Here is a 16,698-nt window from a genome sequence, read left to right as displayed (position 1 = left end):
CGGCGGCTCTTTTTTTGGCGTCGCGGTACCTCGCCGGAAACCATAAATCGTCTTGCGGCTGGACTCTGCTGCCCGCCTGCGTAATGATTTGTTCATTATAAGCCGGCGGGGGCGCAAAGCCGGGGCGTAACCAGTGGTGTGAGGCGTTAACCATGTCCGACCGTTCGCAAGGCGAAACCGCGCTCGTGCAATTCAGCGAGCGGCTGACCAACTCGGCGGCGTTCGGCACCTTGTTCCGCGAAGGCATGGATCTGGTCGAGGAGACCGCCGCCTATCTCGACGGCGCCGGCCGCACCGAGGCCAAGGCGCTCGACCGTTCCGTCAGCCTGACCTATGCGACCGAAAGCATGCGGCTGACCACCCGCCTGATGCAACTCGCCTCGTGGCTGCTGCTGCATCGCGCGGTCAAGGAAGGCGAGATGACGCTGACCCAGGCCAATCGCGAAAAGACCAAGGTCAAGCTCTCCGCCGCCGATCCCGGCCCCGACGACATGATCGAAAAGCTGCCGCCGGCATTGCAGGACCTGATCGCCCGCTCGATGACGCTGCAGTCGAAAGTCCGCCGCCTCGACGTCACCATCCACGCGCCGACGACTGAACGCGCCGCGATCGGCAACCCGTTGGTGCCGCAGCTCAACCGCCTGAAGGCGGCGTTCGAGCAGTAAGCAATCTGTCATTCCGGGGCGATGCGAAGCATCGAACCCGGAATCTCGAGATTCCGGGTCTGGTCCTTCGGACCATCCCGGAATGACGGCTCCAAATACAAAAACGCCCCGGTCCAAGACCGGGGCGTTTTGCATTTGGCCTCGAATGAGAGCGCTCGCGCCCTCACTCCTTCTTGAGGAAGCCTGAAAACTTCTTCTGGAACCGCGACACGCGGCCGCCGCGGTCGAGCAGCTGCTGGGCGCCGCCGATCCAGGCCGGGTGCGACTTGGAGTCGATGTCGAGGTTCAGCTTGTCGCCGGCCTTGCCCCAGGTGGAGCGCGTCTGGTACTCGGTCCCGTCGGTCATCACGACCGTAATCATATGATAATCCGGGTGAATTTCGGCTTTCATGGCATATCCTCTGGCGCGCCGGCGCCGGTCCTGCAACTGTGTCGGGGATGAATTTGGGCCGCTCTATAGCGCCTTGGGCCCGTCAAAACAAGCCGCGTAGTTGCCGGATTCGCAATCTCCCGGATTTGCCTCGGCTGGCCATGGAGCCTATCTGGAAAGCGATGAAGCGATGGTCCTGATATCATGAGCGCAGTGGAACGGCTTGAAGGCGAAACGTTGCCGCGGCGCGACGTGGAGCCGGCGGAAACCTCCGCCTTCGAGGCGCCATTGGCGCCGCCGGAAGCAAAGCGCAGCGCCCGGCTGCGCCCGCTATTTGCGCTGGCGCCCTATGTGGCGCGCTATCGCGGCCGCGCCTTCCTCGCGCTGATCGCTTTGACGGTTGCCGCGATCACGACCCTGATCGTGCCGGTCGCGGTGCGGCGGATGATCGACTTCGGGTTCTCGCCCGAAGGCATCGCCATGATCAACAAATATTTCAGCGTCATGATCGCGGTGGTCGCGGTGCTCGCCTTCGCCAGCGCGTCGCGGTTCTATCTGGTGATGACGATCGGCGAGCGCATTGTCGCGGATCTCAGGCGCGACGTGTTCGCGCATCTGATGTCGCTGTCGCCGGCGTTCTTCGATTCCGCGCGCTCCGGCGAATTGATCTCGCGGCTGACCGCCGACACCACGCAGCTCAAATCCGCGGTCGGCGCCTCGGTCTCGATCGCGTTGCGCAACCTGATGCTGTTTATCGGCGCCACCGCGATGATGGTGGTCACCAGCCCCAGGCTCTCCGGCTTCGTGCTGCTGGCTATACCGCTGATCGTGATTCCGCTGGTGGCGTTCGGGCGCTGGGTGCGGCGGCTGTCGCGCAATGCGCAGGATACGCTGGCGGAGGCGACCGCCTATGCCTCCGAACTGGTCGGCGCCATCCGAACCGTGCAGGCCTATACCAGCGAGAAGCTGGCCGGCGCACGCTTCGGCGGCGAGGTCGAGCAGGCCTATGAGGCGGCGCGCACCTCGACCCGGGCGCGCGCGGTACTGACCGCGATCATCATCTTCATCGTGTTTGCCAGCGTGGTGGCGATCCTCTGGGTCGGCTCGCATGACGTCCTGACCGGCGTCATCAGTCCGGGCCGGCTCGGCCAGTTCATCCTGTACACGGCGTTCGCCGCCGCAGGCCTCGGCCAGCTCAGCGAGGTCTGGGGCGAGGTGTCGGCGGCTTCCGGCGCCGCCGAGCGGCTGTTCGAAATCCTGCGCGTCAAGTCGCAGGTCACCGCGCCCGCATCGCCGCGCGCGCTGCCGTCGCCGGCGCGCGGCGACGTCGCTTTCGACCATGTCGGTTTTGCCTATCCGACCCGGCCGGACGCCAGGGCGATCGACGGCGTGTCGTTTGCGGTGCGCGCCGGCGAGAAGGTCGCGATCGTCGGGCCCTCGGGCGCCGGCAAGAGCACGCTGTTTCATCTGCTGCTGCGGTTCTACGATCCCTCCTCGGGTGCGATCTCGTTCGACGGCGTGCCGGTCAAGGCCGCCGATCCGCGCGAGCTGCGTTCCCGCATCGCACTGGTGCCGCAGGAATCGGTGGTGTTCGCAGCCAGCGCCCGCGACAACATCCGCTTCGGCCGGCCCGATGCCAGCGATGCCGAAGTCGAGCGCGCCGCCGATCTGGCGCACGCCAGCGAATTCATCCGGCGCTTGCCCGGCGGCTTCGAATCTCAGCTCGGCGAGCGCGGCGTGACGCTGTCCGGCGGCCAGCGCCAGCGCATCGCGATCGCGCGCGCCATCCTGCGCGACGCGCCATTGCTGTTGCTCGACGAGGCCACCTCGTCGCTCGATGCCGAGAGCGAGACGCTGGTGCAGACCGCGCTGGAAGAACTGATGCGCCACCGCACCACGCTGGTGATCGCCCATCGCCTGGCCACGGTCCTGTCCTGCGACCGCATCCTGGTGCTGGAGGCGGGCCGCATCGTCGAACAGGGCACGCATGCCTCGCTGGTCGCCGACAACGGCCTCTATGCAAGGCTGGCGAGGCTGCAGTTCGAGGGGGTGTGACTCTTTCCTCATGACCGAGGAAGCGCCTCATGTGACAGTTCCTTAGGCGGCTTAATCATTCTTTGCTTCGAATCTGTACTTTTCTCCCTCTATCCGGGTGGCTTAGACACTCCTGAGCAACTCGCGGAATTGAACGCTCTCACGTCCACCCAGCCACTTTTGCCGTCCATTGTCTTTACGGACATGAAGCCCTTGTCTGGCTCGTCATTTTTTTCTAGCTCAGTTCCTGCCGATAGCGTGGTGTGATTGTAAGCATCTGGACCGTTCCCAGATGCTCCCGCTTTTTGGACCAGAAGGTCTGTCTCGCAAGCGAGCCGAGGATTGGTCAGGGGCACGCAAATTTTGATCAATCCGAACGCACAGGCATACGCATCGTTGCCTTTCTGGACAACAATTTGCAGCGCTTGATATGGCGGCACTCCCAATGTCGTTGCGGCCTTGATTTCGAAGCCTTGGAGGAGAAGCGAGGACAAAGTAACTTGATCAGTCTTTTTCTGTTGCTGGTTTTGCGCTCCAACAGGTTTGCAGATGAGAGCTGCTGCCAAGAAAGCAATAAAATAAACGCAGAGTTTGGTGGTCGACATAGCGGACTCTCCCAATAGATTTATCCAAAGTTCCCTTGCCCGAATTGATATCAAAAAATGAATACAAGCTGCTGTAAGGGTCAATAGAATTGTGGGTGGGGCAGAGCGATCCCCGCATTCATTTGTTATCGCACGTTGTCCTTTGTTGTTTGCTTTTTTGCCATCACGGGGGCGGACTTAACCTGTGGGAAATCTCGATTCCGACCCAAACGACCTGCATAGACTTCAGCATAAGCAGTTCAGTTAGATTTATAGATCAATGTCATAAAACACCCGAAACTCCCACAAGGGGAGAAGGAAAGAAAAAAGTGTCCTACCCCTTCCACTCCATCCGCAGCACCGGCCTGCCCGAGGTCGGATTAACATCCTCGCCGGCATGCGAAAAACCATTGCGCTCGTAGAAACGGATGGCGCGGGCGTTGTCTTTGTTGACCAAAAGCGTGATGAGCTTCGGTGACAGCCGTTTAGCTTCATCGACGAGCGCCCCGGCAAGCTTCGAGCCCCAGCGATCCGGTGCGACCACCAGCTGATCGAGATAGCCCGTCGCGTCGATCGTGACGAATCCGGCCAGCGCGTCCGCCTCTTCCGCGACGATGATCTCGGTGTTCGGCACCAGCTCGCCGCGCCAGCGTTCCCGCCACCAGGGCACGCGCGCCGCGAAATCGATTTGTGGATACGCTTGCTGCCAGGTCTCGAGCCACAGCGCGATGGCCGCATCTTCGTCCTCGGCGCGGTAGGGGCGCAAATGAAACGGGGCGCTCACGAAACGAAGGCCGTCATGCCCGGGCTTGTCCCGGGCATCCACGTCTTTCTTTTCGGTGGAGCCTCAAGACGTGGATGCATAGCGACTCGGCGATGCCGAGTCGCGTTCTTTTGAAGACCCAAGCCGAAAATATCCGGCTTGGGATGACAAGCCCGGCCATGACGAGGAAATGGGATTTGCGACATCACCACTCACCGTTCCGTCAGCTTCAGCTCGATGCGGCGGTTGCGCTTGTAGGCGTCTTCGGTGGCCGCCGTATCGATCGGCTGGAATTCGGCGAAACCGGCGGCGACCAGCCGCTGCGGCGGCACGCCGAGCGAGACCAGGTATTGCACCACCGAGATCGCGCGCGCCGACGACAATTCCCAGTTCGACTTGAACAGCGGGCTGTTGATCGGCCGTGTGTCGGTGTGGCCGTCGACCCGCAGCACCCAGGCGATTTCGGCCGGGATCTGCTTGTCGAGATCGGTCAGCGCATTCGCCACCTTGTCGAGCTCGGACTTGCCTTCGGGCAGCAGCACCGCTTGTCCGGTGTCGAAAAAGACCTCGGACTGGAACACAAAACGGTCGCCGACGATGCGGATGTCGGGCCGGTTGCCGAGGATGGCGCGCAGGCGGCCGAAGAATTCCGAGCGGTAGCGCGACAATTCCTGCACCCGCTGCGCCAGCGCGACATTGAGACGCTGGCCGAGATCGGCGATCTTGCCCTGCGATTCCTTGTCGCGCTTCTCCGAGGCGTCGAGCGCCTCCTCGAGCGCGGCGAGCTGACGGCGCAGCGCGCTGATCTGCTGGTTCAGAACCTCGATCTGGGCGAGCGCCCGCGAGGTGACCTGCTTTTCGGAATCCAGTGCCTTGTTGAGTTGGTCGGCGCGGCCGGCGGCGTCGTTGCCGGCGCCGGCAAGCCCCTCATAGAGCCCCTTGATGCGATCACGCTCGCCTTCGGCCGATGCCAGGCCGGCGCGCAACTGCGAGACCTGGTCGTCGAGATTGAGCTTGCCGAGCTTTTCCAGCGACAAGAGGTCGTTGAGCTGCGCGATCCTGGCATTGAGCTGTTCCAGCGCCTTGTCCTTGCCGGTGACCTCCTGCGACAGGAAGAACTGCACCACCAGAAACACCGACAGCAGGAACACGATCGAGAGCACCAGCGTCGACAGCGCATCGACGAAGCCCGGCCAGTAGTTGAAGCCGGATTCGCTGCGGCGTGCACGGGCAAGGGCCATTTTGTCAGTTCTCCGCTATCGTGTCCCGGACGCGGTGCAGCGCTCTTCGCGCTGCTCCGCAGAGCCGGGACCCATGGTGACGCGAGATGGGCCCCGGCTCAGCAGCGCAGCATTCCATGCTGCGCAGCGTCCGGGGCACGATCCCCCTAGATTGACGCGTTTTCCGTTCGCCTCAAAACGCGTTCGCTAACTCTTCTCGGGCTGGCGGGCGAGCCGCTCGAGCAGTTTCTTGATCTCGCGGTTCTGTTCGCCCTGGCCGTCGGCCCATTCGCGGATCATCTGCTGCTCGGTGCGCATATGCGCGACCAGGCCCTGGATGGCTTCGGCGAGATTGGCCATCGCGGTGGTGGTGCCGCGGTTGCCGCCGCCGTCTTCCAAGCTCGCCCGCAGCCGCTCGACCGCGCCCTGAAGATCGCCGGCGGGGCCGCCCTCGCCGGAATATTCGCGCACGGTGGAGGCGAGCCAGTCTTCGAGGTCGGTATAGAAGCGGTTTTGCGCCTGGCTCGATTGCAGGTCGAGAAAGCCCAGGATCAGCGAGCCGGCAAGACCGAACAGCGACGACGAAAACGAAATGCCCATGCCGCCGAGCGGCGCCGCCAGCCCCTCCTTCAACGTATCGAACAGCGCGCCGGCGTCGCCCCCGACCTTCAGGCCGTCGATCACCTTGCCGACCGAGCCCACGGTTTCGATCAGGCCCCAGAAGGTGCCGAGCAGCCCGAGAAACACCAGCAAGCCGGTCATGTAGCGCGAGATGTCGCGGGCCTCGTCGAGCCGGGTCGCAATGGAATCCAGGAGATGCCGCATGGTCTGCTGCGAGATCGACATCCGCCCGGTGCGCTCGCCGCCGAGGATCGCCGCCATCGGCGCCAGCAGCGTCGGATGGCGGTCGACCGCAAGCCCGGGGTCGGCGATGCGGAAATTATTGACCCAGGCCACTTCCGGATAGAGCCGGACCACCTGACGGAACGCCAGGATGGTGCCGATCAGCAGCACCAGTCCGATCAGCGCGTTGAGGCCCGGATTGGCGAAGAAGGCCGTGACGATCTGCTTGTAGAGCACGACGGCGACCAGCGCGCACAGCACCAGAAACACCAGCATCCGCACCAGGAAAATCCGCGGCGAGGACAGCTTGGTCAGTTCGATCTCCATCGCGGAGCGGGGAGAGGGGCTCGAGGGCATTGCCGTGTCATCCGTTGCGAGAGACCGCTTTTCGGGCACCAATATGGCACAGCGGGGCGGAGAAAAAAGCCGGTTGCCGGCGGTTTGCGGCGGGAAAAGGGAACTTCGACGTGAAACCGGGCTTAGAGGGGATGCGTATTTGAGGAATGTTTGACGGCTAAAGCGGTTAATGGGCTTTTTTGCATGACGGTTCTTTATCTCGAAGCGCTGGCCGCGATCGCGGCATCGCTCTCGATCCTGATGACGATGGCCTGGCTGGTACAGCAGCGCACCGGCAATTCCGGCTGGGTCGATACCATCTGGACGTTTTCGGTCGGTGTTGTCGGGGCCGGCAGCGCGCTGTGGCCGGTGGCGGGCGCCTCACCGAACGCGCGGCAATGGCTGGTCGCAGGCCTGGTCGCGATCTGGTCGCTGCGGCTTGGCCTGCACATCGCGCTGCGCAGCGCTGAAATCACGGACGATCCGCGCTATGCGGCCTTCGCCGCGGATTGGGGCCGCGATGCTCCGCGAAAAATGTTCCTGTTCCTGCAGAACCAGGGTTTTGGCTCGATCCCGCTGGTGTTTGCGATTTTTCTCGCGGCGCGGTTTCCCGACCCCGCCTTGCGCCTGCAGGATTATCTCGGCGTGCTGATCCTGTTCACAGGCATTGCCGGCGAAGCGCTGGCCGATGCGCAGCTGAAGCAGTTTCGCGAGCGTCCGGCCAACCAGGGCCGGGTCTGCGACGCAGGGCTGTGGCGCTGGTCGCGCCACCCCAATTATTTCTTCGAATGGCTGGGCTGGCTCGCCTATCCCGTGATCGCGATCGCGCCGGATTACGGATGGGGCTTTGCCAGCCTGCTGGCGCCGCTCTTCATGTACTGGATCCTGGTCCACGTCACCGGCATTCCGCCGCTGGAAGCGCAGATGCTGCGCTCGCGCGGCGATCGCTACCGCGACTACCAGTCGCGCACATCAGCGTTCTTTCCGCTGCCGCCGCAAGCATGATCCCGAAAAAGCCTGCCCCGCACTTGATGCGGGATGGGGACCGGTTTCGCAAAAAAGATCATGCTTAAGATGAAAATGGGAGTGGTGACATGAGCGTCGTATCCAGAATCATCGGCACCGCCGAGCGGGTGCCGCTGCCCGATCTCATCATCCGCGCCGCGATTGGGCGGCTTTGCTCTCGCACCGCGGCGCGGCTGGCTTTGGGCGATGCGGCAAGCGACGCCGCCTTCGCCGCGGAAATGACTGATCGACCCATCGCCGAACACACAGCCGAGGCCAACGCCCAGCACTACGAGGTGCCGGCGGAATTCTTTGCCCGCGTGCTCGGCCCCAACCGGAAATATTCCGCCTGCTTCTACAAGGAGCCACAATCGACGCTGCGGGAGGCCGAGGAGGAAGCGCTGCGTCAGACCGTCGACCATGCCGATCTCGCCGACGGCCAATCGATCCTCGAACTCGGCTGCGGCTGGGGCTCGCTGTCGCTGTGGATGGCGCGGCAATTTACGAAATCGCAGGTCACCGCGGTGTCGAATTCGCAGTCGCAGCGGATGCACATCGGGAGCGAGGCCGCCGCGCGCGGGTTGTCCAATCTCCGCGTCATCACGGCAGACATGAACGAGTTCGACCCCGGCTGCCAATTCGATCGCATCGTGTCGGTCGAGATGTTCGAGCACATGATGAACTGGCGCGAACTGCTGAGCCGGGTGCGGTCGTGGCTTAAGCCGGACGGCCGCTTCTTCATGCACATCTTCACCCACCGCACGGGCAGCTACCGGTTCGACCGTATGGATAGCGAGGACTGGATCGCGCAGCATTTCTTCACCGGCGGGGTGATGCCGAGCCATCATCTGATCCGGCAATTTCCCGACCTGTTCGAGGTCGAAAAGGAATGGCGCTGGAGCGGCGCGCAGTACCAGCGCACCGCGCTCGACTGGCTGACGAATTTCGATGCCCGCCACGACGAGATCGAACCGATTTTCCGCGACGTCTACGGCCATGACGCCGCGTTGTGGATGCGGCGCTGGCGCTGGTTCTTCCTCGCCACCTCGGGCCTGTTCGGCTACGCCGGCGGCAGCGAATGGGGAGTCAGTCATTACCGGATGCGGAAGGTCCAGCCCGCGAATGCCTGATGTCCACGCTCAACGAAAGGCTTGCGCGAATGAAAATCCTCGCCGTCGATGTCGGTGGCAGTCATGTCAAAATTCTTGCCACGGGTGAGAAGCAGGAACGGGAAATCGTCTCCGGATCCAAAATGACCGCACGACAGATGGTCTCGCGCGTGAAGAAGCTGGCGCAGGGTTGGGCCTACGACGTCGTATCGGTCGGCTTCCCGGGGCCGGTTCTCGACAATCGTCCCGTTGCCGAACCCCACAATCTGGGATCGGGCTGGCTGGGATTCGATTTCGCGGCGGCCTTCGGCTTGCCGGTGAGGGTTATCAATGATGCGGCGATGCAGGCGCTCGGCAGTTACCGGGGCGGAAAGATGTTGTTTCTGGGACTGGGAACCGGATTAGGTTCTGCGATGATCGTCGACGGCATCGTCGAACCCATGGAACTCGGTCACCTGCCGTACAAGAAAGGCACCTACGAAGATTACGTGGGCAACGCCGGCCTTCTCCGCTTCGGCAAGAAACGCTGGCGCAAGCTGGTGGCAGACGTGGTCGAACGTCTGGTCGCGGCGCTGGAGCCCCAAGACGTCGTCATAGGGGGTGGCAACGTCATTCACATGAAGAAGCTGCCGAAGGGATGCCGGGCCGGCAACAATACCCACGCCTTCATCGGCGGCTTTCGGTTGTGGGACGATGCACGGCCGCCAATCCGCCGGCCGCGGAAAAGGAAATGACCGTTGTCGTAGCGGAAGCGGCGTATTGACTCGCCATCCCAGGTAGATAGCGCTAAATCAGCAATCGGGGCGGGGGCATGCTGAATGCGCAGTCTGTTTTTTCTGGCGGGAATGGCTTTCCTGCTAACCGGATGCGGGGCGGACCGGGAGCATCCGGGTCTGAAAATCAAATATGAGGCGATGGATGCCGCGCAGGGCCTCGTGACACCAGCGGTCATCAAGGATTGCGCGGACAGGATCGCAAAAGAAATGCCCGGAGTAAAAGTGGTGGGCTCTTTCGGTCTGTCGGCCAGAGGCGCCGCGTTGGTTGGAGATCTGCAGCCGTTCCCGTCAGGACCAAATGACAATATTGTCGCGCTGATGGCGCCATCGACGACCGAAGGATTGTTTGGCCAGGAAGGCAAGAGTTACGTTGGATGTTCATATCGCCTTCTGGAAGGCAAGCTTGTGTTTCGCGGAGTGCATAGCCCGTTCGTTCGAAGATTATGATCGTGCATTGATCGGGTCGTGCACAGTCGATTTGTCTCTACGACCGCTCGACACGCGGCTCACCGCGCCTCGCCGGAAAATGCCTGCCGCAACGCCGACAGCCGGTCGAGCGCGGCCTGCGGCAATGGGCCTTTCTGGACCGCGGCCAGCGCGTCCTCGAATTGTTGCGGCGTTGCCAGGCCGACCAGGATGGTGCCCATCGCCGGGTGCGACAGTGCAAAGCGCGTGGCGGCTTCGGTCAGGCTTGCGGCGAAACCTTCCCTGACCAGCGGCATCAGGCGGCGGCCGCGCTCGACATCGGCATCGTAGCTCATGGCCGAGCCGATCGGCTCGGGGGCGGGCCCCGCGATCGGATGACGTTCGATGGAGCCCGACAAGGCGCCGCCGGCCAGCACGCGGATGCCGACCACGCCGACGCCTGCGGCCTTGGTGTGATCGAACATTCGTCCGTAATCCTGCGCCGGATAGTTTTGCGGCAAGGCTTCCGCGGCGGATGGATTGAGCATGTTGTAGACCACCTGCGCGCTGTCGAAGGCGCGGGAATCGATGACCTGATTCAGTGCCGCCGTCTCGCCCACCGCCGTCAACCCGAGGAAACGGATCTTGCCCTGCTGCCGCAGCCGCTCGAACGCCGGCACCACCTCGTCGAGCACTTGGCGGACGCTCAGCGCTGGTCCGCCTCCGGTCGCGGTGATCGAATTGTGCAAATGAAAGATGTCGACCCGCTCCAGATGCAGCCGCGCCAGACTGCCTTCGAGCGATGCCGTGATGGCGTCGGCGATGCGGCGGTAGTCGCTCGCCGGCAAGCGGACCTTGGTGCCGACGAAAAAATGAGCCGGTTTCAGCTTCTGCAGGACCCGGCCGAGGTTGTTTTCCGATTCGCCATCGCCGTATTGCACGGCGGTGTCGAAATAGTTCACCCCGGCGGCGAGCGCACGCGCGACGGTCCGCTCCTGCTCGGCAGGATCGCCGCGCACCATGAATCCGCCGACCGCGCCGCAGCCGAAGCCCAGCACCGAGATCTGCATTCCGCTGCGCCCAAAAGTCCGCAATTGCATCGTTGTTCCTCCGATTGCCCGCACCATACTCCAAATTGCTGTGCCGGCTAATCTGTCCAAGCGACGTTTTGCCCTTGTTCGGAACGGCGCGCTCGCCGATGATGGCGTCAACAAGAAATTGCCCAGGGGAAGCGCCATGATGCCTGTTTTGCGTTGGATTTTCGCAGCCGTGCTGCTGCTCGCCGGCGTGGCGCCGTCCCTGGCGCAGGGGTATCCGAACCGGTCGGTGCGCGTGGTCGTGGGCTTTCCGGCCGGCGGCCCGACCGACGTCATCGCGCGCCTTGTCTCCCAATCCCTCTCCGAAAGTCTCGGGCAGCAGTTCTATATCGAGAACCTCGGTGGCGCCGGCGGCAACATCGCGTCCGGCCAGGTCGCGCGCGCGACCCCCGACGGCTACACCATCATGGCGATCAGCACGGGCTTCATGGTGAACCCGAGCCTCTATGCCAAGGTGCCGTACGATCCGATCAAGGATTTTTCTCCGGTGACGCTGGTCGCGGTTTCGCCGAACGTCGTGGTGGTCAACCCGTCTGTTCCGGCCAAAACGCTGCCCGAGCTCGTGCAGCTGATCCGGGATAATCCCGGCAAATACAGCTATGCCGGCCCGGGCGTCGGTTCGACGCCACATCTCGGCGGCGAGCTGTTTCGTCTGACCTACAAGCTCGACCTGGTCCACGTCCCCTTCACTGGCGCGACGCCGGCCGTGCAGGCAACCATCGGTGGCCACACGCCGATCGCCTTCACCGCATTGCCGTCCTCGCTTGCGGCGATCCAGGCCGGTCAGGTGCGTGCGATCGGCATTGCCGCCACCGAGCGCTCGCCGGAAATACCCGACGTGCCGACCTTCGCCGAGCAGGGCGTGAAAGATCAGGAAGCCGACACGCTGACGGGGATCGTTGCGCCGGCGGGTACGCCGAAAGAGATCGTCGACCTGCTGGCTCGCGAGACCGCCAAGGCCGTTGCACGGCCCGACTTCCGGGAAAAGCTGGCGAAGCTCGGTTTCACGCCGGTCGCCAATACGCCCGACGAGTTCGCCGCGCGCATCAAGCTCGAGTTGGAAAAATGGGGCAAGGTGGTGCGCGCCGCGAATCTGCGGATCGAATGATGGCCCCAGGCAAGCCCTGCCGCCGCGCCGGATTCGCTATTCGACCTTGATGTTTGCCGCCGTGATGATCGGCCCCCATTTTTCGAGCTCGGCCTTCTGAAAGGCGCCGAGCGCCTCGGGCGTTTGCTGTTCGGGCGGATAGATTTCCTGCCCCAGATCCGCAAGCTTTTGGCGCACGGACGGATCGGCCATCGCATGCACGATGGCCTTGTTGAGCGTCCGCACGATGTCATCAGGCGTGCCCTTCGGCGCCCAGACACCGTTCCACTGCAGGAGATAAAGCTCCGGCGTGCCCGCCTCGTCCACGGTCGGAACATCTGATATCGCCGCCAGGCGCTTCCCGGACATCACGGCAAAGCCCTTGATGTTGCCGCTGCGGATCTGCGGTATCGACGTGGTCGGCGTATCGATGATGAAGTCGACCTGGCCGGCCAGCAACGCCTGCATCATCGGTGCGGCGCCGCGGTAGGGGACGTACTGGCAGTTCACGCCGGTGACGTGTTGAAAGAAGACCCCGCCGATATGACCGAAGCCGCCGACGCCCGGCGTGCCCTGCGTGGCCTTGGCCGGATTGGCCTTCAGCCACGCAATCAATTCCTGCAGGTTGTTTGCCGGCAGATCCTTGCGCCCGACGATCAGTCCGGGATTGCTGGACAACAGCGCGACCGGCGCAAAGTCGGTGAGCGTATCGTAGGGCAGCTTGTAGATGGCCGCATTGGCCACATGGGTGCTCCATTGACCGACGCTGAGCGTATAGCCGTCGGGCGCGGCGCGGGCGACCCGGCCGACGCCGATGCTGCCGGCGGCACCTGCGATATCCTCGATGATGAAGGGTTGTCCCAACAAGCCCTGCATGTGCTCGCCCAGGATGCGAGCGATCGTATCGACCGGGCCGCCCGCCGGAAACGGCGCGATCAGCGTCACCGGGTGCGTCGGATAGGTTTCGGCGCTCGCGATGCGCGAAAAGGCCGGCAGCGCGGCGGCGCCCGCGACGACAGGCAGGAAGGTGCGACGTGAAAGTTTCATGAAGTCTCCCTGCGTCGTCGCGCATGCACGCAGACGCTCGATCTGATGCAGTCCGGGTAAAATGCTACATCAGTTGCATAAGCCGTTGGAAGGGGTCGCACCGCCGCATGCGGCCAAGCCGCCGCCCGCCGAGGAGTCCTCGGCGATGCATCAATCGTGAAGTTGCATGGCGTGAACCGCGCGGCCGGTCCGAAGACGGCCGGCGCGGTCGCGCTTACTCGGCGGGTTGCAGCAAGGTGATTTCCGAAACCAGCTCCTTGCCCTTGGTCTCCGGGCTGTACAAGAGCGTGATGACGAACATGATCGCGGCGCCGGTCGTCGCGATCAGCATCGGAACGGCGAAGCCGAGCGGCTGACCGACGGCGAAGTAGGTGAGCAACGGCCCGGTGAAGCCGGCCCAGATCGCTCCCTGGTGGTAGCAGAAGCCCGACGCGGTTGCCCGCACTTCGGTCGGGAAACGTTCGGTCAGATACGACGGGTTCTGTCCATAGATTGCGCCGAGGAACACGCCCTGCACGATGAAGGCGCCGGCCACCATCGGGTAGGAATCGGAGAACAAATAGAGCGGCGTGATGCAGGCGCCGATCGCCGCCGGGATGATCATCGCCCATCTGCGGCCGAAGACATCGGCGACATAGCCCCAGGCGCCGCTCGCCAGGAACGCCACCAGGTTGGCCAGCGCGATCGGCATCGCCACCATCCCCGCGGCCAGATGCAGATCCTTCTGCAGGTGGGTAGCGAACATGCCGTAGACCGAATAGTAGATCACAAAACTGCTCGCCATCCACAGGCACGCCATGACCGTGTTGCCGAGCACGCGCTTGCGGAAGATGTCGAACAGCGGCGCCCGAAACTCCTGCTTCTGTTCGCGCTGAATGCGGCGGTTCTCCACCCACACCTTCGGTTCCTTGACGTAGATGCGAATCCACACCACCGCCAGCGCCGGCAGCACGCCGAGGATCAAGAGGCCGCGCCAGCCGATCTTGTCATAGAGCAGTCCGTAGGCGGCGCTCGACAGCAGAAAGCCGATACTCCACGACCCCTGCAGCACGCCGCTCATCAGGCCGCGCGAGCGCGCCGGCCACGATTCCATGGCAAGCGCCGCACCTGCGGGCCATTCCGCGCCCATGCCGATACCGAGCAGCGCGCGGAACAGGAACAGCAGCGCGAAAGTCGGCGACAGGCCGGCGCACAGGTTGGCCACCGAGTACCAAAGGATCGAGATCATCAACGGCGCCTTGCGTCCGATGCGGTCGGCAAGCCAACCGGAGCCGACGGCGCCAACCAGCCGCAGCCACAGCGTGATGGTGAAAACGGCCGTCACTTCGATCAGCGGCACGTGGAACGTTTCCGAGATCGGCACCATGATCAAGAGGAAGATGGTGAAGTCGAAGGCGTCGAGGGTCCAACCGAGCCAGGCGGCGATCCATGCCATCCATTGATCCCTGGTGGGTTCTTTCCACCACGGGACCTGGCCGGGTATCTCAGCTGTCATTGTCATAGCGGTTCCTCCGGATGTGCTTGAGCAGGCTCCTTTTCTGCAGGCGGCCGTCTACGCGGCCTGAGCACAAACATCGGGAGGAAGCGAAGCCGCCAGCCGCAATTTCAAGACAAGCAATGACGCATTCGCTCCGCCTTGATGGCGGCGGGACACCGACCAGGGTCAGAATCCCGCGCCGCATTCAATGGCGGCTCCCAGACGCTGCACGATCTCAGTCATTCGCTGCGCGCAGTATGTGCGTGCGTCCACGGCATGACAAGGGGAGCATTCCACTAACTTTGGAAGGGGGATGGCCCGTTTCGCACCGCCGCATGCCAGTCGGACATTCTGCGCGCCACCGGCATGCAGCGAAGTTTACTTCCCCAGCGGCTTCAAAATCTTCACCAGCTCGGCGTGGATGAATTCATTGCCGCAGATGACGTCGCCGGTCTTCAAGGGATCGTCGTCGCCTTCGATGCCCGAGACGATGCCACCGGCTTCGCGGACGATGATCTGCCCCGCCGCCATGTCCCAGGCCTGCAGGTTGCGTTCCCAAAAGCCATCGAGGCGGCCGGCGGCGACAAAAGCCATGTCGAGCGCGGCGGCGCCGAAGCGGCGGAGGCCAGCGACCTTGGGCTGGATTTCGCCGAGCTCGGCGAGCGACAATTTGAAGTCGCCGCGGCCGATATGCGGCAGGCCGCAGGCGACCACGCTGTCGGCGAGCTTGCGACGGCCGGCCACCCGCAGGCGCTGGTCGTTGAGGAAGGCGCCCTTGCCGCGTTCGGCGAGGTAGAGCTCGTCATTGGCGGGATTGTAGATCACGCCAGCGATCATGGTGCCCTCGCGCTGCAGCCCGATCGAGATCGCAAATTGCGGGATGCCGTGCAGGAAGTTGGTGGTGCCGTCCAGCGGATCGACGATCCAGGTATGGCTCTTGTCCTGGCCTTCGCGCAGTCCCCCTTCCTCGCCGACGAAACCGTAGCCCGGCCGCGCCTTGGTGAGGTCTTCGAGCAGCATCTGCTCGGCGCGCTTGTCGGCGAGGCTGACGAAATTGGCGGGGCCCTTCAGCGACACCTGCAGGTTCTCGATTTCGCCGAGGTCGCGCTTGAGGCTGCGGCCGGCGCGGCGCGCGGCTTTGAGCATGACGTTGATAAGGGCTGAATGCAGCATGATCTCGGCTCAAGCGACCTAAAGCGTCAGGTCAGGACAGGGAAGGGTGGGTTTGAGCCCAGTGGGTGCCCTGCGGTGGGGGGCGCGTCAAGGCGGATCATTTGGTGCCGAGCCACTTGTTCGCGGCCGCCTGGGCCTTGGCGCGATCCTCTGGGCTGAGATCCTGCAGCGCCGCGTCGAGCATGGGATCGCCCTTGCCGGCGGTTTTGGCGACCAGGTGCCATTTGAAGCCCTCGATCTTGTCCGCCACGTCCGGCCGGCCGACCAGCACGGTGGCGAGGCGGTTCTGTGCGATCGGGCTGTTTTGCTTGGCGGCCTTGCGCAGCAGGGCCACCGCCGCGGCTTCGTTCTTCGGCGTGCCGGTGCCGTTATAGAGTGCGATGGCGTATTCGACCTCGGCATCGACATTGTCGGCCAGCGACGCCGCCTGCAGCAGCCGCACCGATTTTTCGGGGTCCTTCTCGACGCCGGTGCCTTCCTTGTAGAAGGTCGCCAGCGCGTATTGCGCTTCCGCATTGCCGGCGTCGGCGGCGACCCGAAGCAGTTCGGCGGCGCGCTTGAGATCCTGCGGCAGCGTCTGTCCGTCGATATAGAGCAGCGCGAGATTATACGCCGCCTTCGGTTCGCCGAGCTTGGCCGAGGACGCCAGCAACCGGGCGGCCTCCTCGCGGTTGACCGGGCCGCCGCGCCCGGCGATGCGAAGCATC

At 63.6% G+C, this 16,698-nt stretch carries 17 protein-coding genes; 7 read left to right on the top strand and 10 right to left on the bottom strand.

Going from position 1 to position 16,698, the window contains the following annotated elements:
- Nucleotides 1-152 precede the first annotated feature (152 nt).
- Entirely contained in the window at nucleotides 153-665 is a 513-nt protein-coding gene (locus VK804_RS27675) for a DUF1465 family protein (RefSeq protein WP_325376155.1), read from the top strand.
- Nucleotides 666-828: 163 nt separating this feature from the next.
- Here VK804_RS27675 and rpmE read toward each other — a convergent pair whose 3' ends face one another.
- On the bottom strand, nucleotides 829-1,056 hold the full coding sequence (gene rpmE, locus VK804_RS27670) for a 50S ribosomal protein L31 (RefSeq protein ID WP_325376153.1): 228 nt from the start codon (nucleotides 1,054-1,056) through the stop codon (nucleotides 829-831).
- Nucleotides 1,057-1,239: 183 nt separating this feature from the next.
- On the opposite strand from rpmE, the gene VK804_RS27665 reads away from it, so the two are divergent.
- Nucleotides 1,240-3,090, top strand: coding sequence for an ABC transporter ATP-binding protein/permease (locus tag VK804_RS27665; protein ID WP_325376151.1), 1,851 nt, complete (start codon nucleotides 1,240-1,242; stop codon nucleotides 3,088-3,090).
- A gap of 89 nt (nucleotides 3,091-3,179) precedes the next feature.
- On the opposite strand, the gene VK804_RS27660 is transcribed toward VK804_RS27665, so the two are convergent.
- The 4 genes from VK804_RS27660 to VK804_RS27645 form a co-directional block, all read right to left on the bottom strand.
- Complete coding sequence (locus tag VK804_RS27660) at nucleotides 3,180-3,674, bottom strand: hypothetical protein (protein WP_325376149.1); 495 nt, start codon at nucleotides 3,672-3,674, stop codon at nucleotides 3,180-3,182.
- 313 nt (nucleotides 3,675-3,987) lie between these two features.
- The gene (locus VK804_RS27655) at nucleotides 3,988-4,437 is read right to left on the bottom strand and encodes a GNAT family N-acetyltransferase (protein WP_325376183.1); all 450 of its coding nucleotides are present in this window, start codon (nucleotides 4,435-4,437) and stop codon (nucleotides 3,988-3,990) included.
- Between the two features lie 191 nt (nucleotides 4,438-4,628).
- Nucleotides 4,629-5,657 carry a peptidoglycan -binding protein gene (locus tag VK804_RS27650; RefSeq protein ID WP_325376148.1) on the bottom strand — a complete coding sequence of 343 codons (1,029 nt, stop codon included), beginning with the start codon at nucleotides 5,655-5,657 and terminating at the stop codon, nucleotides 4,629-4,631.
- 186 nt (nucleotides 5,658-5,843) lie between these two features.
- Nucleotides 5,844-6,836 carry a flagellar motor protein MotA gene (locus VK804_RS27645; protein ID WP_325376146.1) on the bottom strand — a complete coding sequence of 331 codons (993 nt, stop codon included), beginning with the start codon at nucleotides 6,834-6,836 and terminating at the stop codon, nucleotides 5,844-5,846.
- A gap of 183 nt (nucleotides 6,837-7,019) precedes the next feature.
- Here VK804_RS27645 and VK804_RS27640 point away from each other — a divergent pair, with 183 nt between their 5' ends.
- From VK804_RS27640 to VK804_RS27625, 4 genes are all read left to right on the top strand, one after another.
- Nucleotides 7,020-7,820 (top strand): DUF1295 domain-containing protein, encoded by an 801-nt coding sequence (locus VK804_RS27640; protein WP_325376144.1) that lies wholly within the window; start codon nucleotides 7,020-7,022, stop codon nucleotides 7,818-7,820.
- A gap of 89 nt (nucleotides 7,821-7,909) precedes the next feature.
- Complete coding sequence (locus VK804_RS27635; RefSeq protein ID WP_325376142.1) at nucleotides 7,910-8,950, top strand: cyclopropane-fatty-acyl-phospholipid synthase family protein; 1,041 nt, start codon at nucleotides 7,910-7,912, stop codon at nucleotides 8,948-8,950.
- Nucleotides 8,950-9,663 carry an ROK family protein gene (locus VK804_RS27630; protein ID WP_325376140.1) on the top strand — a complete coding sequence of 238 codons (714 nt, stop codon included), beginning with the start codon at nucleotides 8,950-8,952 and terminating at the stop codon, nucleotides 9,661-9,663. Before VK804_RS27635 ends, VK804_RS27630 begins: the two co-directional genes overlap by 1 nt.
- A gap of 84 nt (nucleotides 9,664-9,747) precedes the next feature.
- Nucleotides 9,748-10,152: a hypothetical protein gene (locus tag VK804_RS27625; protein ID WP_325376139.1), complete on the top strand. Its 405-nt coding sequence runs from the start codon at nucleotides 9,748-9,750 to the stop codon at nucleotides 10,150-10,152.
- 59 nt (nucleotides 10,153-10,211) lie between these two features.
- On the opposite strand, the gene VK804_RS27620 is transcribed toward VK804_RS27625, so the two are convergent.
- Nucleotides 10,212-11,210: an aldo/keto reductase gene (locus tag VK804_RS27620; protein WP_325376137.1), complete on the bottom strand. Its 999-nt coding sequence runs from the start codon at nucleotides 11,208-11,210 to the stop codon at nucleotides 10,212-10,214.
- Nucleotides 11,211-11,349: 139 nt separating this feature from the next.
- Here VK804_RS27620 and VK804_RS27615 point away from each other — a divergent pair, with 139 nt between their 5' ends.
- A complete protein-coding gene (locus VK804_RS27615; protein ID WP_325376136.1) occupies nucleotides 11,350-12,315 on the top strand; it encodes a tripartite tricarboxylate transporter substrate binding protein in 966 nt (321 codons plus the stop codon).
- Between the two features lie 36 nt (nucleotides 12,316-12,351).
- On the opposite strand, the gene VK804_RS27610 is transcribed toward VK804_RS27615, so the two are convergent.
- From VK804_RS27610 to VK804_RS27595, 4 genes are all read right to left on the bottom strand, one after another.
- Complete coding sequence (locus VK804_RS27610; RefSeq protein WP_325376134.1) at nucleotides 12,352-13,341, bottom strand: Bug family tripartite tricarboxylate transporter substrate binding protein; 990 nt, start codon at nucleotides 13,339-13,341, stop codon at nucleotides 12,352-12,354.
- Between the two features lie 214 nt (nucleotides 13,342-13,555).
- Nucleotides 13,556-14,842, bottom strand: coding sequence for an MFS transporter (locus VK804_RS27605; protein ID WP_325376132.1), 1,287 nt, complete (start codon nucleotides 14,840-14,842; stop codon nucleotides 13,556-13,558).
- 354 nt (nucleotides 14,843-15,196) lie between these two features.
- Entirely contained in the window at nucleotides 15,197-15,991 is a 795-nt protein-coding gene (locus VK804_RS27600; protein ID WP_325376131.1) for an inositol monophosphatase family protein, read from the bottom strand.
- Between the two features lie 97 nt (nucleotides 15,992-16,088).
- Nucleotides 16,089-16,698 (bottom strand): tetratricopeptide repeat protein (locus tag VK804_RS27595; protein WP_325376130.1); only part of this gene is annotated, 610 nt, incomplete at its 5' end.

The organism is Bradyrhizobium sp. (genome assembly GCF_035484855.1).
Lineage (GTDB): Bacteria > Pseudomonadota > Alphaproteobacteria > Rhizobiales > Xanthobacteraceae > Bradyrhizobium.
The sequence above is the reverse complement of the archived record's forward strand: the minus strand, read 5'-3'. Positions and strand labels throughout refer to the sequence as shown.

Bases quoted from the DNA above. Each gene is read 5' to 3' on its own strand.
- VK804_RS27675 (WP_325376155.1), top strand. From the start codon at position 153: ATGTCCGACCGTTCGCAAGGCGAAACCGCGCTCGTGCAATTCAGCGAG.
- rpmE (WP_325376153.1), bottom strand. From the start codon at position 1,056: ATGAAAGCCGAAATTCACCCGGATTATCATATGATTACGGTCGTGATG.
- VK804_RS27665 (WP_325376151.1), top strand. From the start codon at position 1,240: ATGAGCGCAGTGGAACGGCTTGAAGGCGAAACGTTGCCGCGGCGCGAC.
- VK804_RS27660 (WP_325376149.1), bottom strand. From the start codon at position 3,674: ATGTCGACCACCAAACTCTGCGTTTATTTTATTGCTTTCTTGGCAGCA.
- VK804_RS27650 (WP_325376148.1), bottom strand. From the start codon at position 5,657: ATGGCCCTTGCCCGTGCACGCCGCAGCGAATCCGGCTTCAACTACTGG.
- VK804_RS27645 (WP_325376146.1), bottom strand. From the start codon at position 6,836: ATGCCCTCGAGCCCCTCTCCCCGCTCCGCGATGGAGATCGAACTGACC.
- VK804_RS27640 (WP_325376144.1), top strand. From the start codon at position 7,020: ATGACGGTTCTTTATCTCGAAGCGCTGGCCGCGATCGCGGCATCGCTC.
- VK804_RS27635 (WP_325376142.1), top strand. From the start codon at position 7,910: ATGAGCGTCGTATCCAGAATCATCGGCACCGCCGAGCGGGTGCCGCTG.
- VK804_RS27630 (WP_325376140.1), top strand. From the start codon at position 8,950: ATGTCCACGCTCAACGAAAGGCTTGCGCGAATGAAAATCCTCGCCGTC.
- VK804_RS27625 (WP_325376139.1), top strand. From the start codon at position 9,748: ATGCGCAGTCTGTTTTTTCTGGCGGGAATGGCTTTCCTGCTAACCGGA.
- VK804_RS27620 (WP_325376137.1), bottom strand. From the start codon at position 11,210: ATGCAATTGCGGACTTTTGGGCGCAGCGGAATGCAGATCTCGGTGCTG.
- VK804_RS27615 (WP_325376136.1), top strand. From the start codon at position 11,350: ATGCCTGTTTTGCGTTGGATTTTCGCAGCCGTGCTGCTGCTCGCCGGC.
- VK804_RS27610 (WP_325376134.1), bottom strand. From the start codon at position 13,341: ATGAAACTTTCACGTCGCACCTTCCTGCCTGTCGTCGCGGGCGCCGCC.
- VK804_RS27605 (WP_325376132.1), bottom strand. From the start codon at position 14,842: ATGACAATGACAGCTGAGATACCCGGCCAGGTCCCGTGGTGGAAAGAA.
- VK804_RS27600 (WP_325376131.1), bottom strand. From the start codon at position 15,991: ATGCTGCATTCAGCCCTTATCAACGTCATGCTCAAAGCCGCGCGCCGC.